18 protein-coding genes are annotated in these 19,321 nt (G+C 38.0%); 13 read left to right on the top strand and 5 right to left on the bottom strand.

The window, feature by feature from the left end:
• The first annotated feature begins 67 nt into the window (after positions 1-67).
• From HXT20_RS04560 to HXT20_RS04510, 11 genes are all read left to right on the top strand, one after another.
• Positions 68-679: an ECF transporter S component gene (locus HXT20_RS04560; RefSeq protein WP_032842046.1), complete on the top strand. Its 612-nt coding sequence runs from the start codon at positions 68-70 to the stop codon at positions 677-679.
• Positions 672-1,409, top strand: coding sequence for an energy-coupling factor transporter transmembrane component T (locus HXT20_RS04555; protein WP_004114769.1), 738 nt, complete (start codon positions 672-674; stop codon positions 1,407-1,409). Before HXT20_RS04560 ends, HXT20_RS04555 begins: the two co-directional genes overlap by 8 nt.
• Complete coding sequence (locus HXT20_RS04550; protein ID WP_004117513.1) at positions 1,409-2,248, top strand: energy-coupling factor ABC transporter ATP-binding protein; 840 nt, start codon at positions 1,409-1,411, stop codon at positions 2,246-2,248. Before HXT20_RS04555 ends, HXT20_RS04550 begins: the two co-directional genes overlap by 1 nt.
• 2 nt (positions 2,249-2,250) lie before the next feature.
• Positions 2,251-3,045: an energy-coupling factor ABC transporter ATP-binding protein gene (locus HXT20_RS04545; protein ID WP_014554494.1), complete on the top strand. Its 795-nt coding sequence runs from the start codon at positions 2,251-2,253 to the stop codon at positions 3,043-3,045.
• A gap of 44 nt (positions 3,046-3,089) precedes the next feature.
• Positions 3,090-3,977 carry a nucleoside hydrolase gene (locus tag HXT20_RS04540; protein ID WP_233486067.1) on the top strand — a complete coding sequence of 296 codons (888 nt, stop codon included), beginning with the start codon at positions 3,090-3,092 and terminating at the stop codon, positions 3,975-3,977.
• A gap of 664 nt (positions 3,978-4,641) precedes the next feature.
• Positions 4,642-5,760: an ABC transporter ATP-binding protein gene (locus tag HXT20_RS04535; RefSeq protein ID WP_422114268.1), complete on the top strand. Its 1,119-nt coding sequence runs from the start codon at positions 4,642-4,644 to the stop codon at positions 5,758-5,760.
• Positions 5,761-5,770: 10 nt separating this feature from the next.
• Complete coding sequence (locus HXT20_RS04530) at positions 5,771-6,550, top strand: ABC transporter (protein ID WP_422114267.1); 780 nt, start codon at positions 5,771-5,773, stop codon at positions 6,548-6,550.
• The gene (locus HXT20_RS04525; RefSeq protein WP_422114266.1) at positions 6,547-7,497 is read left to right on the top strand and encodes an ABC transporter permease; all 951 of its coding nucleotides are present in this window, start codon (positions 6,547-6,549) and stop codon (positions 7,495-7,497) included. The genes HXT20_RS04530 and HXT20_RS04525 overlap by 4 nt, the downstream gene beginning before the upstream one ends.
• A gap of 419 nt (positions 7,498-7,916) precedes the next feature.
• Positions 7,917-9,224 carry an MFS transporter gene (locus tag HXT20_RS04520; RefSeq protein WP_422114265.1) on the top strand — a complete coding sequence of 436 codons (1,308 nt, stop codon included), beginning with the start codon at positions 7,917-7,919 and terminating at the stop codon, positions 9,222-9,224.
• 209 nt (positions 9,225-9,433) lie between these two features.
• Entirely contained in the window at positions 9,434-10,690 is a 1,257-nt protein-coding gene (gene sstT / locus HXT20_RS04515) for a serine/threonine transporter SstT (RefSeq protein WP_004117528.1), read from the top strand.
• Positions 10,691-10,790: 100 nt separating this feature from the next.
• A complete protein-coding gene (locus tag HXT20_RS04510) occupies positions 10,791-11,213 on the top strand; it encodes a GNAT family N-acetyltransferase (RefSeq protein WP_004122613.1) in 423 nt (140 codons plus the stop codon).
• Positions 11,214-11,220: 7 nt separating this feature from the next.
• Here the strand turns inward: HXT20_RS04510 and epsC are convergent, their stop codons facing one another.
• Positions 11,221-12,078 carry a serine O-acetyltransferase EpsC gene (gene epsC / locus HXT20_RS04505; protein ID WP_415681034.1) on the bottom strand — a complete coding sequence of 286 codons (858 nt, stop codon included), beginning with the start codon at positions 12,076-12,078 and terminating at the stop codon, positions 11,221-11,223.
• Positions 12,079-12,207: 129 nt separating this feature from the next.
• Positions 12,208-13,140 (bottom strand): cysteine synthase A, encoded by a 933-nt coding sequence (gene cysK / locus HXT20_RS04500; protein ID WP_422114264.1) that lies wholly within the window; start codon positions 13,138-13,140, stop codon positions 12,208-12,210.
• A 613-nt stretch (positions 13,141-13,753) separates the two neighbouring features.
• On the opposite strand from cysK, the gene HXT20_RS04495 reads away from it, so the two are divergent.
• Together HXT20_RS04495 and HXT20_RS04490 are read left to right on the top strand one after the other, a co-directional pair.
• A complete protein-coding gene (locus HXT20_RS04495; RefSeq protein WP_410310885.1) occupies positions 13,754-14,563 on the top strand; it encodes a nucleoside phosphorylase in 810 nt (269 codons plus the stop codon).
• Positions 14,564-14,834: 271 nt separating this feature from the next.
• Complete coding sequence (locus HXT20_RS04490) at positions 14,835-16,619, top strand: ABC transporter ATP-binding protein (RefSeq protein WP_422114263.1); 1,785 nt, start codon at positions 14,835-14,837, stop codon at positions 16,617-16,619.
• Between the two features lie 186 nt (positions 16,620-16,805).
• Here HXT20_RS04490 and HXT20_RS04485 read toward each other — a convergent pair whose 3' ends face one another.
• The 3 genes from HXT20_RS04485 to HXT20_RS04475 are packed head-to-tail and all read right to left on the bottom strand — an operon-like array spanning position 16,806 to position 19,254.
• Positions 16,806-17,621, bottom strand: a complete 816-nt coding sequence (locus HXT20_RS04485; RefSeq protein WP_422114262.1) for an energy-coupling factor ABC transporter ATP-binding protein — start codon at positions 17,619-17,621, stop codon at positions 16,806-16,808.
• On the bottom strand, positions 17,618-18,472 hold the full coding sequence (locus HXT20_RS04480; RefSeq protein WP_422114261.1) for an energy-coupling factor ABC transporter ATP-binding protein: 855 nt from the start codon (positions 18,470-18,472) through the stop codon (positions 17,618-17,620). Before HXT20_RS04480 ends, HXT20_RS04485 begins: the two co-directional genes overlap by 4 nt.
• On the bottom strand, positions 18,454-19,254 hold the full coding sequence (locus HXT20_RS04475) for an energy-coupling factor transporter transmembrane component T family protein (protein WP_004138180.1): 801 nt from the start codon (positions 19,252-19,254) through the stop codon (positions 18,454-18,456). The genes HXT20_RS04480 and HXT20_RS04475 overlap by 19 nt, the downstream gene beginning before the upstream one ends.
• Between the last annotated feature and the right edge of the window lie 67 nt (positions 19,255-19,321).

Here is a 19,321-nt window from a genome sequence, read left to right as displayed (position 1 = left end):
AGGCGGGAAACATAAGAGTCCATTTAGGAATATAACGAACTATATAAACGGGCAGAAAGGAAAAGAAGTGAAAAGAGGATTAAAATATGATTTTTCATTGATAGCACTTGTATTGATACCCGTGGGTGTATCCATTAACGTAGTAGGCTATCAGATGTCTCAAATATTGAAACTTCCGATTTTTATTGACCAAATTGGAACCATTCTGGTATCCATGCTCATGGGGCCATGGGTTGGAATGGTAACAGGATTGCTTGGAAATGCAGTAAACGGAATGATCTATCCTACAGCTTTTGGCTATGCAATAGTATCAATGCTGATCGGACTTGTATCTGGATTCCTTTCCAGATGGAAATTATACAGTAACATTCTTGGGATTGTATTCGGTTGTGTTCTTCTAAATGTAGTGTCATCTGTATCTGCTGCTGTAGTCACGGTGTTCATGTTTGGTGGAGTTACTGGAGCTGGAACAGATCTTCTTACAGCTGCATTCGTTGCATCAGGACAGGCTCTTTGGAATTCTGTATTAACAACAAATGTAATCTCAGGAACAATTAATACAATTGTAAACTTTGCGGTTGCATGGATTGTTGTGCGAAGAATTCCAGACCGCTTTTTAGTCAAATTAAACTATGGACTTCAATATATTAAAAAGAAAGGGGCAAAAATCAATGGATAGCAGAATTGGTAAATTATACCCAACCACAAAATTTATGATTACACTTTTGGTCGTGATTATTAGTATTTTTACACCAGGATATGCATTACAGTACGCATTGCTCCCTGTATTTTTGATTATTAGTCTTATGGCGGGAACAACGAAACAGTTCTTAAGTGCATTTTTTAAATCTATTTTTATTATTATTTTGTTCATATTTGTTATGCAAGTATTTATTGTTGCTAATGATGATCAGACACCAATCTGGGGATTTATTCACTTTTCTCAGATAGGACTTGCAACAAGTTTGTCTATGACATCGAAAATTGCAGCAATAGCTTCTGCGATAATGATATTTTTTGAAACAACGAAAGTAAAAGATATCACTTATTCTCTGGAACATGCAGGTACTCCAAGAAAAGTAACATTTCTTATCTCTTCAACAATCCAATTGATTCCGCAGATGTCAATTATTTCAAAAACAATCACAGATGCGCAGAAATCAAGAGGAATTGAAACAGAAGGTGGATTGATAACAAGGATGAAAGCATTTATCCCAATGCTTGGTCCTCTGGTACTTTCGTCAATTCAGCAGACAGAAGAACGTGTACTTGCTCTAGAATCGCGAGCATTTTCAGCAAAAGGCAAGAAAACTTCCGTTTACGTTCTTAATAAAACAGCATTAGACATTGTGCTGGAAGTATTAAGCGTGATTTTGTTTATCGGATATGTCGTATGGAGGTTGATGTAATGGCAGAGATTGTTTTAAAAAATGTAAGTTACCGATATCCTTTGGAAGAAAAGCAAGTGGTTCGTAATTTTACGTACTGTTTCGAGCAGGGTAAAGTGTACGGGCTTATAGGGGAAAATGAATCCGGAAAAACAACGTTATGTAACATTATCCGCGGTTTTATTCCTGAATTATATAGAGGAAAATTAGAAGGAGAAATTTTAATCAATGGTCGTAAAATTGATACTTATGGTTCGGGTGAACTCGCTTCTATAGTAGGTTATTCTTTTCAGAATCCATTTGTGCAGATTTCAGGTGTAAAAGACAACGTATATGAAGAAATTGCATATGGTATGGAAAATATCGGAATCCCAAGGGAGCGGATGATAGAGAGAGTAGATGAACTGGTAAAAATTTTCCATCTGGAAGAATTGGTGGATAAAAATCCATATGAATTATCAGGTGGACAGAAGCAAAGAGTTGCTCTGGCGTCCATGATTGCATTAGATCCAGAAGTTGTTATCATGGATGAACCAACTTCACAGCTCGATCCGAAGAGTACGGAAGATATATTTGAAATCGTAAATATTTTAAAAAAACAGGGCAAAACTATCATTTTGATTGAGCATAAGATTGATCTTATAGCAGAGTACTGTGATTCTATCCTTTTGATGCATAATGGAGAGCTTGTGATGCATGGAGAGTCGAAAGATGTTTTGACAGATCCAAAAGTATTAGAGTATGGCGGTCAGCTCCCTCAGATTGTGCTTTATTTTCTGAAAAAGGGAAGTGTAAAAGGGAATGAAATTCCGCTTACGGTCAAAAAAGCAGTTGAAAAGATTATGAAGGAGGTACAGTGACAATGGCATATTTAGAACTTAAAAATGTATCATTCCAATATTCAAATGGGTATACTGCAGTTGAAAACGTCAGTATGAAATTTGAAAAGGGAGAAAAAGTCGCAATTATTGGACAGAATGGCGCTGGCAAGACAACAACAGTAAAATTAATGAATGGACTATTGCGTCCAACAAAAGGCGAAGTTCTGGTAAATGGTACAAGCACAGCGAATCTTACAGCAGCGCAAATTGCTAAAAATGTGGGTTATGTGTTTCAAAATCCAGATGATCAGATTTTCCAGGATAGTATCTACAAAGAAATTGCTTTTGGATTATCAAAAAGAGGAATAGCAAAGGAAGATGTTAATAAAAGAGTAGAAGAGGCTGCAAAGCTTTGTGGAGTAGAGAATGTATTGGAAGAACATCCGTACAATCTATCGTATTCAAAGCGAAAATTTATTACGATTGCTGCAATTGTAGCTATGGATACTGATGTGGTGATTTTGGATGAGCCAACAGCGGGGCAGGATAGGGGTTCTACAGAAAGACTTGGCGAAATAATAAATTGGCTTATCTCAAAGAATAAAATTGTTATAACCATCACGCATGATATGGAATTCGTAGTGAAAGAATTCAATAGAGTTATTGTAATGGCAAACAAACAGAAAAGAAGGGATGTAAGTCCAAAAGAGATTTTCTGGGATGAGGAATTGTTAAAATCTAGTAATCTAAAACAGCCATATATCTGCCAGTTCGCTAATCTTCTTGGATACAAGGGTGTATTAACAATAGACGATATGATTGGGGTGGCAAAATAATGAGACAAATATGGATTGATTGTGATCCTGGGCACGATGATGCCATGGCAATTCTTACGGCTATCGCAAATCCTGAAAAATTAAAGATTTTGGGAATTTCTACAGTTGGAGGAAATCAGACAATAGAAAAAGTTACAACAAATGCAAAAAATATTTTGGAATTTGTGCATTCGGATATTCCTCTCGCGAAAGGACAGGATAAGCCCCTGGTGAAGCCATTAAATACAGCGCCAGAGGCACATGGTGACAGTGGGATGGATGGATCGTATTTTAATGGAACTGATTATCCTGTTGTATCAGAAAATGCAGTAGAATATATGTACCATAAAATTATGGAGTCCAAAGAGAAAACCACGCTAGTTGCGCTTGCGCCGTTGACAAATCTTGCGCTTCTTTTAAAAGTACATCCTGAAGTGAAAGAAAAAATAGAGTGCATCAGCATGATGGGCGGTGGCATTAGCCATGGAAACTGCACGGAGTTGGCAGAATTTAATATATACGTGGATCCAGAAGCTGCTCATATAGTATTTCATTCAGGAATATCGGTTATCATGGCGGGTCTTGACGTCACAGAGAATGCTGCGATTACTCTGAATGAGATTAAAACGTTAAAAGATAAAGGGAAAGTCAGTCATCTAGCTTATGAACTTTTGAGTTTTTATAACGAAAGTGGTAAGCAGTTTGGATTTGTAGACAGTCCTATTCATGATCTTTGTGCTGTGGAATATCTAATTAAACCAGATATTTTTTCAGGGAAAAATTATTATGTAGATATTGTTACTGATAATGGGATTTCAAGAGGACAGACATTGGCTGATCTGAGGAAAGTTCCGAAGCACAAAGATAATGTGTTTGTGCTCAAACAGGTAGACAGGAAAAAATTTGTAGAGACTCTAGTTGAAGGATTGGAAAAGTTAGATAAAGAAGTGTAAAGATGATGTAATGCATATTGCTGAAATATAGAAGTTATATAGCAATGGACCAAATAAAGATATAGACTTAGCGTCTCATATCGGCTTTACCTTTGCATTCTGCTTCATAACTACTTGAATTGGATGTTGCGTTGCGCTCGCAAACTAATTGTGATGTATTTGATAAGGTGATTGATTTTGATGAATATTAAAAATTGCAAAGTAAGATGCTTCAATAGAGCATAAATGTTATTTTCTATGTGTTAATGTGATAATTGTTACTCAGCAATAGCTCTTTTAGAGTTTTAAGCGTGCTTATATTTGAGTTTTTGACGTAATGCTCGTATAATTTTCCACGTAAAGCACATTTAAGTTTATGAGGTGTTGCGCTATGACTGCCCAAATGATCGCTAGTCTTAAGAACGGTTTGAAAGGCATATAAAAGCACATAAAACAGCTTAAGATACATATTCTTTAGCAGTATTAAACACGCATTGCACATGATGTTTGTTATTATGTTTGCACATGCGTGTTAGTTTTTGCACGTTTTTTGCATGTTGTTGCGCGTTCTTATCGTTCTTGTAAGCAAGCGTTATCTTTTTATCTAATTAATTTTCATTGTTGAAATTTATTCAATAATAGTAAGAATTAAGGTTTAATAACAAGTAAGAACGAAGCAATAATAATGAATAATAATATAGAAGACGCGACTAATAGTCGCGATATCAATAATAAGCAGTCAACTAGCAACTTAATATTGCGCATTGATAATATAACAAGATCTTATTCTCGTGGATTTGGTCGTAAGAAGACAACTCGCCAAGTTTTACATAACGTATCTTTTGATATTCATTCTGGTGAAATATTTTGCTTGCTTGGTCCGAATGGTGCAGGTAAAACAACTACTGTAAAAATTGTTGGTACGTTGTTAGCTCCTGATAGTGGTAGTGTTCGTATTGCCAATATTGATGCTGTGAGTAATCCTCGAGAAGCACGTAAGCACGTGTCATTACTTCTTGGAGGTGAGCGAGGATTTTATCAAAAGTTAAGTGCATTAGATAATCTTCGTTATTTTGCGGATCTTTCTGCTGTTCCATATAGGGAGCAAGGTAATCGTATTCACGATGCTCTTGAGCAAGTTGATTTACTTGATAAAGCTCATGATGCTGTTCAAACTTTTTCAAGGGGAATGTGGCAGCGGTTGCATATTGCTCGATCTCTGGTCGCTAGAACGGATCTTATGCTTTTAGATGAGCCTACTACTGGTTTGGATCCTGAAAATGCTAGGAAAGTACGTGAAATTATTCATGCTTTACGAGATCAAGGAATAGCGATTTTGCTAACTACGCATGAGATGAGTGAGGCTGAAAAATTAGCTGATACTGTTGCTGTAATAAATCACGGTAATATTATCGCTCAGGGAAGTGTTCAGCAGTTGGCTTCTTTGCAGCATATCGATCATGTAACAATGTATGCGTATGAAGGTGAAGTATCAAGTGGGACTCCTAGTGTTAAGGAAGAATTGCAAAAACTTGATGGAGTGTTGTGGTGTGATGTTTTTGAATCGCATGGAGTGTTAAATATTACTATCGCGTGGAGCAAAACATTATCTCAAGAACGAAATATCAAGATTTCTGTTGATGGGATTACGCGTTTAGGTGATCGCGCTGCAAGTTTGGAAGAAACGTATCTTGCTATTGTGCAAAATGATAATATTTCTGCATCAAATACTTCTACTTCTACTTCTACTTCTGCTGCTGCTACGCCGTCTTCTTCGCCGTCCTTGCTCCCATTAAATAAGTAGGAGGCTTAATATGAATACTTCTACTCATTCATACGCTTCTGTGATTCGTGGCATGTGGTTTCAGCTTAAAAGCTTAGCAAAAACAATGTTTTTCTTGCAAAATGCGATACTTGCTCCAGTATGTTTTGCGTTGATGAAAATTGTTGCATACTATGGTTTTTCTCATAATTGTGCTAATTGTCTTAATAATATTTGGGTTGATTCTTCTATAGCTGGATTATGGTCTGCTACAACTACTGCTGTTGGAATTATTGGATACCAGCGTTATTTAGGAACATTACAATATTTAACTTTAAGTGTTATATCACCTTCTGCAGTGTTTCTTCCTATTGTAGGATCCGCAGCTTTACTTGGGTGCATTGGTATGCCGCTTGCGATTATTACCGTGGCTGTTTTATGCCATGGGTTCTTTATGATAACATTCACGCAGCTAGTTGGATACTTACTTTCTATGCTTGCTTGCGTAGCTTCTGCTGCATTATTATCTGGAATTTTTGTATTATGCCGTAAAGCTACCGTTTATGAAGGTTTGATTTTAATTCCTGTATGGATGCTTTGTGGAATAGTGATTCCTGTAGAATCAATGCCATTGCCGGCTCGCATTATTGCGTTTATTCATCCGCTTACATCTGCAGTGTGGGTGGCTCATGCGCAAGCGTTTAATGCTACTACTGTGTTAGCAATTGTGTTATGCGTTGTATTATCCAGCGTTCTGCTTGTTATTGCAGGCTTTATGTTACGTCATGCTATTCGACTTGCAACGCTTAATGGAAGTTTGAACATAATATGATACGAAATAATAATCAGGTTGAAACTATGCGAAATAAAATGCGAAATAAAATTATTCAAAATAGTAAGTGCGCTAGACTACATCAATATAATCAATATTCACAGTATGGTCACGTGAGCGTGTTATCTAGTATACGAACTGGCGCAAGAGTGAGTATACAGAGTATACCTAGCTTAAATAGTTGGAATACTGCTGTTATACGTATGATTATTGAGCCTCTTTTATCTACATTCTTATACGTTTTTCTAGCTGGAGCTGTAAGTGGAGGATTTAATGGAGCAGCTAGTGCTGCAACTAGCGCGGGTTTTAATCATAGTTTGATTGCTTCAACTCTTGCTGCTGTTATGGGCGCGTGTTCTATTTCCACAAGTATGACTGTGTCAGAGGCGCTAGCGTGGGATCGTTTTGAAGGCACAACACCATTCGTGCTTACAAGCGCGAAAGTTGCATTACCATTATGGTTCGGTCGTATTATTGCGCTCGTGACTATTTCTTTAGTGAGTGATGCTGTGACTTTGTTTATAACAATGCTTGTAGTAAGCCCGAGTGCTTTCTTTGTGATTAATATGAGCGCGTTGATGCTGTTGTTCCTTATTGTTCCTGTTGCTTCTACGGGATTCGGTATTGCTATAGCTGCTATAAGCATGATGATGAATGATGTTTATACTATTTCTAACGCGCTTAGTGCAATACTTCCTATTGTTTGTGGTGTGATTGCTCCGATTGGCGTATTTCCTAAGATGATGCAATACGTGTTATATGTGATTCCAGTAACTCATGTTACTCAAGCATCTCGTAGTATAGTTGATGGTTCTGTAAATGTTGGCGTATCGCTACTTGTGATTCTTGTTGTTGGTGTGTTATGGGCAATTGTTGGTGTGATCATATGGAATGTTGGTGTGGCGGTTCAACAGCGTAAAGGTACTTTAACAAATATAGGGTTTTAGCTGATAAATATGGGATTTAGTTAATTATATAAGGATTAGATTCGCGGGTAGGGAGTGGGTGTAATGCTAGTGGCATGTTGATTATTGCGTAAGATTGTTCAGCAAGTTATTAAGCCAATCTTAAACCTTTTAACGATAGCTTTTCCTATCGTTAAAAGGTGCACCCACTATCCATAGTGTGCACTCAAAAAAGTGTAGAAATACTCATGTGCGATAATAACGCAATTTTTGTTTTTTTTTAAACAAGAGTATAGTGTTATCAAATTTGCTAAATAAGCTATTGGATTTGTGTAATTTGTAGTGAATTATTTAAGTTTGATAGCGATTTGAAGGTAGTTGTGTAAGTTTGCCTGTAAATTTGCGTAAACTTGCATTATGATTTGCGATTTTGAAAGAGTTTTAGAGGAGAGTTGGTTGCTGTGAAGTCAATATTTAGCAAGAATAATATTTTTATTCGTATGAGATCTATTAGTCCAGCATTGCGATGGGCGCTGGTTGGTTTCTGTTTTTCTATGCTAGGCAATCAAGCGTATGAAGGCTCGGTTTTGCCTTCTATTATTATTGTGGGCTTGCCGGCTTGGGTGATTGGTTTTCGTAAGACTTTTATGACGGTTGCCGATTTTCTTTCACCATGCTCTGGTTGGATAGTTGATAAGCTTGGCGGTTTTCGCGCTCTTGCTATGACTGAAGGCGTAGAAGGCGTGCTCAGTTTACTACCGCTTCTTATGCTTGGCTCTCCTGCGTGGAAGTGGTCGCTTGTAGCTCTTTCTTGCGCATTGTTGATTACAGGTCAAGTGATTGACATTGCTAGCGAAGTTTTCGAGGTTGATGCTGCAGGCGGCGATGACGGCATGATTGTAAACTACAGTGGCATTGTGAGCGTTTTGGCGAGTGTTACAGGAACCTTGCTCGGCTCTCCGCTTGGATCTTGGATTGCAAGCTGGTCGATTCCTGCTGTTTTGATTTTCTCGTCCGTGACTTCTTTTGCGGCTTGTGCTACGCGATTTATTATGAAACAAGACATTGCGCAAGCGTCTAACGTAGTAGAGGGAAAAGTGCAAGCATCTAATGAAGTAGAGGAAACACCGCAAGATGTAGAGGAAGCGTCGAAAGAATCGAAAGAAAATCAAGAAAATGACGTTGTAAACAAATCTGCATCTAATAAATCTGCGAATCCATTACTAAAGAGTAAAATCATGCTTCTTGCTGGATCTCTTTTGGCTGCTTTTATTCCTGCATGCTCTGTTTCCTATATTCTTCTTGGTCTTGGTAAGCAATATGGCTCTAAATCTTTAACAATACTGTATATTTTCACTGGTGTAGGAAGCGTGCTCGCATCCGTTTTGTATGCGCACTCTTCTCAAAAACTCGGTTTAAGAAAAGTTGCGATTTTAGGTATTGCTGTGAGCTTGCTTGCTTATTGTCTTATGTTTATTAATCTTTTGCCAATGATGTGCTTTGCATTCTTACTTGAAGCGATTGGCGGAATGCTACTAGTAGAGCCGATTATTGTTGCGCGTCAGATTCTGTTTAAGGGGAGTGCTCTCGCTAAGTTTTCTGGTTGGGCGCGCCTCGCGTTTGCGATTGGTGCTACTACTGGATCTTGGATTGGATTTGCATTCTCATCGGCGTTCCAATGGCAGCTTTTGCCTATACTCGCGCTGATTTTCACAGCAGGATTGCTTGTTGTTTTGCCTCAATTACCCAATACGAGTTATGCAGATTAGACGATTTGCGCTGCAGAATATATGAAGTTTATATGTGATTAATAAGTGTTATCTTCTAAGCAAAAGGCATTGTTAAATCGCTAAAACTTAACGATTTGCATATGTATGCATATATGCGTATAATATGTAAAAATAGAAAATCTTGCGAGTATGAATACAAATAAAAGAGTATAAAATATTCTGCACAAACTAAATTACAGGAGACTCTCATGCACAAGATTATTCAAAAGTGGAATAACATTGACCTTATTCTGCGTATTGTCATTGGTCTTTTTCTTGGCGCTGCACTTGGTCTTTTTGTTCCAGCTCACGTCTACGTGTTAGATCTTATTGGAAAGCTGTTTGTGAGCGCACTTAAATCCGTTGCGCCTATATTGGTATTTTGCCTTGTGATTGGCGCGCTTGCAAAAGCAAAAAGTGTTGGAAACATGAAGCTTGTAATCGTGTTGTATGCGATTTCTACTTTCACTGCAAGCCTTATAGCTGTATGTGCAGCTATGATTTTCCCTGTTGACTTCACTTTTGCGCATGTTGAAGCAGCATCTTCGCCATCTCCTCAAGGAATCGGTGAAGTTCTTAATTCTCTTGTGTTAAATATTGTGGTAAACCCTGTAGATGCTCTTGCTAAGGGAAACTTTATTGGTATTTTATTCTGGGCAATTGCCTTCGGTGTAGCGCTTCGTTTGGCTGAGCCTTCCACTAAAGCATTCTTTGACAACGTTTCGTCTGCTATTGGAAAAATTGTTCACTGGATTATTAACGCAGCGCCTTTTGGCATTATGGGTCTTGTTTATACAACAGTGGCAAGCAATGGTCTTCGTATTTTTAGTGAATATGGTTCCGTTATTGCCTTGTTAGTATGCACTATGGCTGTTGTTGCTTTGATTGTTAATCCAATTTTGGTTTTTGCTCTCACTGGCAAGAATCCGTATCCTCTTGTATTGCGAACGTTGCGCGATTCGGGAGTTACAGCGTTCTTTATGCGTTCTTCTGCTGCAAATATCCCTGTAAACATGAATTTGTGCGAAAAACTCGGTTTTAACAAAGACAATTACTCAGTTTCTATATCGCTTGGATCAACCATTAATATGAGTGGTGCTGCTATAACGATTTCGATTATGGCTTTGTGTGCTGCTCACACTCTTGGGATTTACGTTGATATTCCAACAGCTGTGATTTTGTCTGTGCTTTCTGCAGTTAGCGCTGCAGGCGCGTCTGGTGTTGCTGGTGGCTCGCTTTTGCTTATACCTCTTGCGTGCTCATCGTTTGGTATTTCAAACGATATTGCTATGCAAGTAGTTGCTATTGGTCTTATTATTGGCGTGATTCAAGATTCGTGCGAAACTGCGCTTAACTCTTCCACAGATGTTCTCTTTACGGCAGTTGGCGAATATCGCATGTGGCAGCGTGCAGGTCTTAAGTTTAAGATGGGCAAAGACCACGAACCAGTGCAACTTAAAAAGTAGCTGTTGTAGCTTTTGTTAAGTATTATTATTAGTGCGCGTTCTTCCGTTTTTACGTTTTAGATCGCGCACTTTTGTTATATTTTGCGAGGTGTTATTGTAAATGAATCTAGCAGATGTTCAAATAAAAGAGTACGAAAAATATAATAGCAAAGATATTTTAAGACTATATGATTCTGTTGGTTGGTCTTCGTATACAGATGATTTAGTTGCTTTAGAAAATGGCTTTAACAATTCACTCAAGGTTTTAGCTGCGTATAAAAATGATGAGCTAGTTGGAATTGCTAGAGCTGTTGGTGACGGATATACGGTTGTTCTTATTCAGGATATTCTTGTTTTGCCGGAGTATCAAAGGCAGGGGATAGGCTCTGCTTTGTTAAATGCGATTGTGGATTTTTACCCTAATGTTCGTCAAATTCAATTAACAACGGATTGTACTGAAAAAACTATTGCTTTTTATAAATCTGCTGGTTTTATTGAGTTATCAGAAATCGAGTGCTGCGGTTTTATAAAAGACAGAGCATGATTGTGTATTAGGCTTTAGGGAAGTGGTAGGTTGTGTTTGCAGGAATACTGCGGTTAATCCACGCGTTTGCTGCGATTATACTTCCGCTTCCTATTGTGGTTTCTCCGCCCAAGATTGTTGCGTTTGCGTAAATTACAACATTATTTCCAATATTTGGATGCCGCTTTCCGCCTTTTATAGGATTTCCATCCTCGTCTAGCGCAAAACTTTTTGCACCCAGCGTTACGCCTTGGTAAAGCTTAACATGCTCGCCGATTACAGTTGTTTCGCCAATTACAATGCCAGTTCCGTGATCAATGCAAAAATATGCGCCAATTTTTGCTCCTGGATGAATGTCGATTCCAGTTTTTCTGTGTGCATATTCGCTCATAAGTCTAGGAATTAGCGGCACGTTAAGTTCGTAGAGTGCGTGAGCTGTTCGGTGAATAAGCATTGCATAAAAACCAGGGTATGCGAGTGTGACTTCTACTTTGCTTGTGCAAGCAGGATCGCCTTCGTATATGGCTTGAATATCTGTTAAAAGTAACTTTTTAATTGTAGGAAGAGTATTTATAAATTGATTGCAAGTTTCTCGAATTTTAATTGTGTTGCTTGTGTAGCATTGAAGTTCGTGAAATATAATGCGTTCTATAGTGTCTAATGCGTTTGAAGTAACGGTATTCAAACTAGCGTTATTATTCAAACTAGCGTTGAGTTGCGTAGTCTCGTTGCTTTCATTGCGCACATGCAACTCAGGCAAAAGTAGAGCCTGAGTCGCATGTATGAGTGCAATAATATTGCGGTAATTAGGTATGAATTTAGCTTGCCTTATGTCTGAATCGTTAATTGAGTTTAGTTGATTTATAAGGTCAAGGCGATCACTCATACATTTCTCCCGTTATTTTTATTATTTTCCTTTATTTTATAGTTTTGATCATTATCTAATAATGTTATTTATTATCCATATATTATTTAATCAAAACTTGCGTATTTACAGTAGCGCTCCTAAATGTAGTTAGTCTTCAAATAATGCTGTAGACAAGTATCGATCTCCTGAATCGGGAAGTATTGCAACAATGGTTTTACCACTGTTTTCCTCTCTTTTTGCTTCTTGGATTGCTGCCCAGATTGCAGCTCCAGAAGAAATACCCACTAGCACGCCTTCTTTTTTGCTTATAAGCTTGCCGTTTTCAATTGCGTCTTCATTTGTTACGTGAACAATGTGATTGTAAATGTTTTGGTTGAGCACATCTGGCACGAATCCTGCGCCGATTCCTTGAATCTTGTGCGCTCCTGGCTTGCCGCCTGCGAGTACAGGGGAGTCGGCTGGCTCTACTGCGATTACTTCAAGATGCGGATTTTGTTCCTTTAAATATGTGCCAGTACCTGTGATTGTGCCACCTGTTCCAACGCCTGCAATTAGAATATCCACGTTTCCGTTAGTGTCTTGCCAAATTTCTGGCCCAGTTGTGTTGTAATGCGCGTGCACATTTGCTTGATTGGTAAACTGTCCCGGAGTCCACGCGTTTGGCGTGTTTTCAACGATTTCCTTCGCTTTGGCAATTGCGCCTTTCATTCCTTCTGCAGCTGGGGTGAGTACGAGTTCTGCGCCGTATGCTTTCATAAGTTTTCTGCGTTCAATAGACATGCTTTCTGGCATAACAATAATGCTTTTGTATCCTTTTGTTTGAGCAATCATTGAAAGACCAATGCCAGTATTTCCAGAGGTTGGCTCAACAATTACTGAGCCTGGTTTAATTGTTCCTGCGGCTTCTGCTTCTTCAATCATCTGCTTTGCAATTCGGTCTTTTACAGAGCCTGCTGGGTTGAAGTATTCGAGTTTTACAAGGATTTTTGCTGCTAGATTATACTCTTTTTCAATGTGCGTAAGCTCCATAAGTGGAGTGTGACCTACGAGTTCTTGCACGGACTTGTAAATATTAGACATAATATTTCCCCTTACTTGTTTGTTGTTTTACTTGTTTGTTTTTGTTTTGTTTGATTTGTTTTTAATTTTTAAAAAATGATTTTATTAATAAAGCGACTATTGCTTTATTAGTTGTTTCTAAAGATGCCATTTATCTGTTTAATATCTAATCCGTATTAAATTGTTATCTTTTCAACGTCTTATATTCGATTTTTGGCATAAAAAAAGAAACAGCGCGCTGTTTCTTGAATCGTAATTTGCTGTGTTTTAACGTAAATGCTTTTAACACAGGCTAGATGATGCATACTTAGTGCTTGCAAACATCATTTCGATTAAGAAATGCGCAACAGCATACGTTACAACAACAATTTGTCATCATATTTGTATGATACATGCGCACTCCTTTACTAGTCGAAATGGTGATAAGTGAAGACTATAGCGAATGGATTTGTGTTTGTCAAACTTTGATATGTATTCTTTCTTATGCGTGAGTGTCTCTGTTTGGCGATAGTAGCCAATCGTTGCGAATTTGCTGTGTTTGGCTGATTTGTGATTTTTGTGCGATAATGTGCGTGCTGGTATATAGGATTGAATGGCTTGTAGAATTAGTTGATTGTATGACGGAGCTGATTGTATGACAGAATATGATTTGCCGATTTTAGAGTATGATTACGATAAAAGTGCAGTTTTAATGCCAAATCACGATAATATTTCTGTTCATCTGCCATCTAAAGCGGTTTTTGCTTTCTTAGGCGATGAAATTGATCAGTATGCTTTAAGTAGGAAAGCTACGATTGTAGCAAATTTTGAATCTGCAACTAAAAAATATCCGATATATGTTTTGGAAGAAAAAGTAGGAGATACAGTAAGAGAAAATACAGGCAGCGAAGTAGAAGAAGAAACGCAAAAAATCTGCTTAGTGCAGGCTCCAGTTGGTGCTCCTGCCGCTGTTCAGATCTTAGACTGGCTGATTTCTTACGGTGTTAGTGAAGTTGTTAGTGCTGGTTCTTGCGGATCGCTAGTTGATTATGCGGAAAATGTTTTCCTGGTTCCGTATAAAGCTTTAAGGGATGAAGGGACTTCTTATCATTATTTGCCTCCAAGTCGTTATGTTGATGTTTCAGAGCGCTCGAGGCATGCTATTTTACAAACTTTGCAAGCGCACAATTTGCCTTATCATGAGGTTAAAACGTGGACTACGGATGGGTTTTTCCGTGAAACTAAGACGAAAGTTGCTAACCGTAAGCAGGAGGGATGCGCGGTTGTTGAGATGGAGTGTTCTGCTTTAGCGGCTTGTGCACAAATGCGTGGGATTGTTTGGGGTGAGATTCTTTACACCGCAGATACTTTGCACGATGTTGAAAATTATGATGAGCGCAATTGGGGTGGAGACTCTAAAGCGTATGCGCTTGAGCTTTGTATTGAAGCAGCATTGCGCATTTGACACGTTTACACTGATATTACATATGGAATCAGCGTTTTAATTTGATTTTTTTTTTAACTCTATGCTTATTATTTCTGTCAAGAATTACGTATAAATGCGTTTAAGTATTACGTTAAGGGTTAATAATCATGATAAGTATGATAGTGTAGCTTTCAATGCTTTGTAGCGAGTGAATAAGCAAATAGCTTATGAAGATGCTAGCTGCGAAAATGCTATTAGAGAAGAGATAATAGAAATAGTATAGATATAAAGGAAGTGAGAGGTAGCGAGAATGAGTAAAACTGACAACGCGGCAAATCAGCAATCGCCCGCGAATCAAAATACTGTGGCGAATCAGCAATCGTCCAAACTGTATCCCGACGTGAAAAATTACGTAAAACTATTTTTCAAGGAAAACAAACTTGTAGCTTTTCTTTCGATGATAGTTTTTATTGCCCTGTCTATGATTTACACTGCTATTTCTTGGATTTTGCAAATTATTTTCGACTATATGTCTGGCAAAGGAGCCTTCTCTTTAACTACTATTTTTCTGCTTGTCGCTTCCTTTATGCTGGTAATCTCCCTGATTTTTGCGTTGAAGCGCAGTGCGTACCCCCGCTTTCTTGAAAAAGCAATGAATCAGTATAAAGAGTCTGTTATTAAGAAGCTTTTAAAAAAGAGTTATAGTGATTTTTCGCTTGCGAATTCTGGCACGTATCTTTCTGTACTTACTAATGATTGCGAGCGTATTCAAGAAAAGTATTTGAAGAAGATTTTTGACTTTGTTCAAGACGTTCTTATGCTTGTAAGCTCGCTAGCTCTTATGATTTACTATAGTCCATTGCTCACTGTTATTGCTCTTATTGTTTCTGTGCTTCCAATGGCGTGCTCGATTCTTACAGCTAATGGAATTGCCACTCGAGAGGAGCAGGTTTCTAAGTCGAATGAGTCTTATACGGCTCTGACTAAGGATGTTTTGAACGGAGTTTCGGTTATTAAGAGTTTTAAGGCGGAGCAGGAGGTTATTAACCGTTATCAGAATCAGTCGATGGAGCTTGAGCATACTAAGAATCTTCGCGAAAAAACGATGATTACTGTTTCTGCTCTTGGAACGATTTCAAGCCTTGCAACTCAGCTTGGCGTGATGCTTGTTGGCGCTTGGATGGTTAACGCTCATGTTGGTGTTATTACTGCTGGAATGGTGTTAGCTTTCACTAATTTGATGAATGGAGTGCTTCAGCCTATTGCAAGTCTTCCGCAAATGTTTGGCGAGATGAAGGGTGCTAAGAAGCTTATTAGCAAGATGGCTGATTATATGAGTAACGTTAAGGAAGATTCTGGCGATATTATTGACGATTCTATTAAAAGCATTGTTTTGCGAGATGTTTCGTATTCTTACGATGCTGATCGTAAAGTCTTGAAAAACGTAAATCTAACTTTGCAAGCTGGAAAATCTTACGCGATAGTAGGGCCTTCTGGTGCTGGTAAGAGTAGTTTGATTAATTTGCTTATGGGATACTACAAGGATTATAAGGGTAGTGTGCAGCTGAATAATCACGAACTTAGCAATGTGAGCAAGAGTTCGCTTTATGATAAGACGACTCTTATGCAGCAGTCTGTGTTTATGTTTGATGCTTCGATTTTAGATAATATTACGCTTTTTAAGCCATTTCAGGACGCGGAGGTGGATCGCGTGATTCACTTGGCTGGTTTGGATAATTTGATTGCTGCTAAAGGCAAGGACTATCAGTGTGGCGAGAACGGTAGTCATCTTTCTGGCGGTGAAAAGCAGCGTATTGCTATTGCGCGAAGCTTGCTTAAAAAGTCCGAGATTCTGCTGGTTGATGAGGCAACGAGCGCGTTAGATAACGAGACGAGCGCGAACGTAACGCAGTCTATTTTGGATTTGCAAGGAATTCTTCGACTTGTTGTAACTCACCGCTTGGATGCTAATTCGCTTAAGCAATATGATGAGATCCTTGTGATGAAAAGCGGCGAGCTTATTGAGCGCGGAAGCTTTGAGGAGCTTATGAATCAGAAGGCTTACTTCTACTCGCTTTATACTGTGTCTATGTGAGTATATGGCGCTGGCTTGGGCTGGCTTGCGCTGGTTTGTTGTAATGCGCTGTGCAATTTCAATCTCGGTAAAAATATTAACGCAGCATGCTTTCTGCGATAGTAGCCAATCGCCCGCGAATTTGCATCGATTGGCTACTTTGGTATTGGATACTTTGCGATTAGCACTCTGATTATTCCGTTTCTGCTATCTGCAATTATTTCGTTCACGATAAGTGTTCACAAATTCTTCAACAGATAGGAACGTATCTTCATAACCCAGTTTCTCACACAGCTTCACAACATCTGGCTTGTCGAGCTGTGCAATAGAAAGTATGTCGTCTCGCCTAAAAGCGTCGCGCGCAGCACCGTCAAAAAGAATTCGACCATTTGAAAGCACAACAACGCGATTAAATACTCGAGCCACAAAATCCATATCGTGAAGAACAGCTATAATAGTTTTTCCCTGAGAAACAAGGTGCTTAATAATTGATTCAATACAACGTTTTCCGCGATCGTCCTGAGCAATCGTAGGCTCATCTAAAATAACAACTTTCGTATCCATTGCTAAAATTGACGCAATAGAAACCATTTTCCTTTCACAAAGACTTAAATCGTAAGGATTTAAGTAGCTTTTATCTAAAAGTCCTACGAGTTTTAGACTTTCTTTTGCTTGGATCAATGCTTGACTCTTATCAATTCCAATTTTTAAAAGTCCAAACATTACTTCGCGTATAACCGTTGATTCAAAAATCTGGTCATCTGGATTCTGGAATACGAATCCAATATCTTTAGCAAGAGAGGGAACAGTACATTCTGCAATATCTTTACCATTTAATAAAACGCTTCCAGATTTCGGCGTAAGAAGTCCTCTAAGGATTTTAAGTAAAGTTGTTTTTCCAGTGCCATTTTGACCAACAATAGCACATGCTCCAGGTGCAAAAGACAAATTTAGATTATTGAATATTTGTGATGTTGGAGTATGAGAAAAAGACACATTTCGTATTTGAATAGTAGGAGTCATGATAAGCGATTCCCTTCATTTGATTTTAAAATGTGTGACGTTTGTTCAAGAGTTATTGGATACAAGCCATTATTGTTTTTTAACGAAAGTTTTTTACAAATTTGAGTATAAACAGGAGGATTTACGCCATATTCTTCCAAGTCTTCGCGAGAAAAGATTTTTTGCGGAGTATCAAAATCAATGAGTTTTCCTTCGCTTAAAAGCATTACGCGGTCGCTATATTGCGCGATTTTTTCCATTTTGTGCTCAACCATAATAATAGTTTGACCCTGATTTTTTAAGGATTCTACCGACTTAAAAACCTCTTCAGAACCTTTAGGATCAAGTTGCGAAGTTGGCTCGTCTAAAATTATTACTTCTGGTTGCATAACTAAAATAGCGGCAATAGACATTCGCTGCATTTGACCGCCAGATAAATCGTATGGAGAACAATCTTTAAGATGGGCAATGTTGAGCATGTCCATGATTTTCTCTACGCGACTTTGCATTTCGTTTTGCTCAATTCCAAGATTTTCAAGCCCAAACGCAATTTCTTCGTAAACAGTAAGTTTAGATCCAGTAATTTGATTAAAAGGATTTTGAAAAACTAAACCAACTTTTTTGCAAAGACTGTCTATTGGCGTAGTTTTTGCATTAAGACCGTCTACCTCAACTTTGCCGCCGTATGCTCCGTGGTAAAGATTAGGAACAAGACCTAAAATGGCTTGAGATAATGTTGATTTTCCAGCTCCATTAGCACCTATTATTCCAATAAATTCGCCTTTATGAATATCGCAAGAAATGTCATTAAGTGCAAGAGTATTACTATAAGGATAGCGATATTTTAAGTGCTCTATATGAATAGCTGCCATGCTATATATCCTGAATTATGAAGCAACGCATAAATAATAGACGCTATTATTACAATTAAACAAGCGCATAAAAATAGCGTATTGTATTTGCTTGGCTTAAATGGTTTTATGAATGTTTTTTGATTATTGCACGAAAATCCGCGAACTTCTAAAGCTATAGTTCTTTCTTTAGAACTCATAAATGAAGACATTATAATCGGGGATATTAAAGGCAAAAAAGCTTTGAAACGCGTTATAAGAGAACCTTTTGTTTTCAATCCTCTGCTTCTTTGAGCGTCAACAATAGTCGAAGTTTGCTGTGTTATTTGAGGAATGATTTGGAATAGAGATACAAAAACATAACCCATCTTAGGTGGTAATCCAGCTTGTATCATCTCTTGCATCATATTAGAAGGTTTAGTTGTAAGCGTTAAAACACAAAATGCAAACGAAATATTTAATATATTTAGCACAATCTTCATAGCTACTTCAAAACCTTCTTTGCGAGCAATCAAAGGTCCTAGTTTGAATAAAATCGTGTAATTTCCTGATCTAAAGAAAGTCTGAACTATAAAAATAGTTACAATAATAAAACCAGTAACTTGTATTACGATTTTTATTTTTGCTAGAACCTTTGATGTTGCAAGTAAGATTAGGCTCAAAATAATAAAGATAGCGAAAGAACTATAGCCTCCAAGCAAACTCGGTGTACTTGTAGCGCATATTACGTATGCAAGCTTGGTTTTTGCAGATAGTCCGTTTAGAAACGAATGCTTATCTTCAAATAGGCTGATGCTTTTCATGCTATCTCGTCTTATTGTGCTTATATTAAAACTTGTAGAACTTAGCGTTTATGCGATTTATTTTCTG

The sequence above is a fragment of the Gardnerella sp. DNF00109 genome, from assembly GCF_049262845.1.
Classification (GTDB): Bacteria; Actinomycetota; Actinomycetes; order Actinomycetales; family Bifidobacteriaceae; genus Bifidobacterium; species Bifidobacterium vaginale.
Note: the sequence above shows the minus strand (reverse complement) of the source record. Positions and strands in the feature narration are given on the sequence as shown.

Bases quoted from the DNA above. Each gene is read 5' to 3' on its own strand.
- HXT20_RS04490 (WP_422114263.1), top strand. From the start codon at position 14,835: ATGAGTAAAACTGACAACGCGGCAAATCAGCAATCGCCCGCGAATCAA.
- HXT20_RS04525 (WP_422114266.1), top strand. From the start codon at position 6,547: ATGATACGAAATAATAATCAGGTTGAAACTATGCGAAATAAAATGCGA.
- HXT20_RS04555 (WP_004114769.1), top strand. From the start codon at position 672: ATGGATAGCAGAATTGGTAAATTATACCCAACCACAAAATTTATGATT.
- HXT20_RS04545 (WP_014554494.1), top strand. From the start codon at position 2,251: ATGGCATATTTAGAACTTAAAAATGTATCATTCCAATATTCAAATGGG.
- sstT (WP_004117528.1), top strand. From the start codon at position 9,434: ATGCACAAGATTATTCAAAAGTGGAATAACATTGACCTTATTCTGCGT.
- epsC (WP_415681034.1), bottom strand. From the start codon at position 12,078: ATGAGTGATCGCCTTGACCTTATAAATCAACTAAACTCAATTAACGAT.
- cysK (WP_422114264.1), bottom strand. From the start codon at position 13,140: ATGTCTAATATTTACAAGTCCGTGCAAGAACTCGTAGGTCACACTCCA.
- HXT20_RS04480 (WP_422114261.1), bottom strand. From the start codon at position 18,472: ATGGCAGCTATTCATATAGAGCACTTAAAATATCGCTATCCTTATAGT.
- HXT20_RS04495 (WP_410310885.1), top strand. From the start codon at position 13,754: ATGACAGAATATGATTTGCCGATTTTAGAGTATGATTACGATAAAAGT.
- HXT20_RS04485 (WP_422114262.1), bottom strand. From the start codon at position 17,621: ATGACTCCTACTATTCAAATACGAAATGTGTCTTTTTCTCATACTCCA.
- HXT20_RS04530 (WP_422114267.1), top strand. From the start codon at position 5,771: ATGAATACTTCTACTCATTCATACGCTTCTGTGATTCGTGGCATGTGG.
- HXT20_RS04510 (WP_004122613.1), top strand. From the start codon at position 10,791: ATGAATCTAGCAGATGTTCAAATAAAAGAGTACGAAAAATATAATAGC.
- HXT20_RS04475 (WP_004138180.1), bottom strand. From the start codon at position 19,254: ATGAAAAGCATCAGCCTATTTGAAGATAAGCATTCGTTTCTAAACGGA.
- HXT20_RS04550 (WP_004117513.1), top strand. From the start codon at position 1,409: ATGGCAGAGATTGTTTTAAAAAATGTAAGTTACCGATATCCTTTGGAA.
- HXT20_RS04535 (WP_422114268.1), top strand. From the start codon at position 4,642: ATGAATAATAATATAGAAGACGCGACTAATAGTCGCGATATCAATAAT.
- HXT20_RS04540 (WP_233486067.1), top strand. From the start codon at position 3,090: ATGGCAATTCTTACGGCTATCGCAAATCCTGAAAAATTAAAGATTTTG.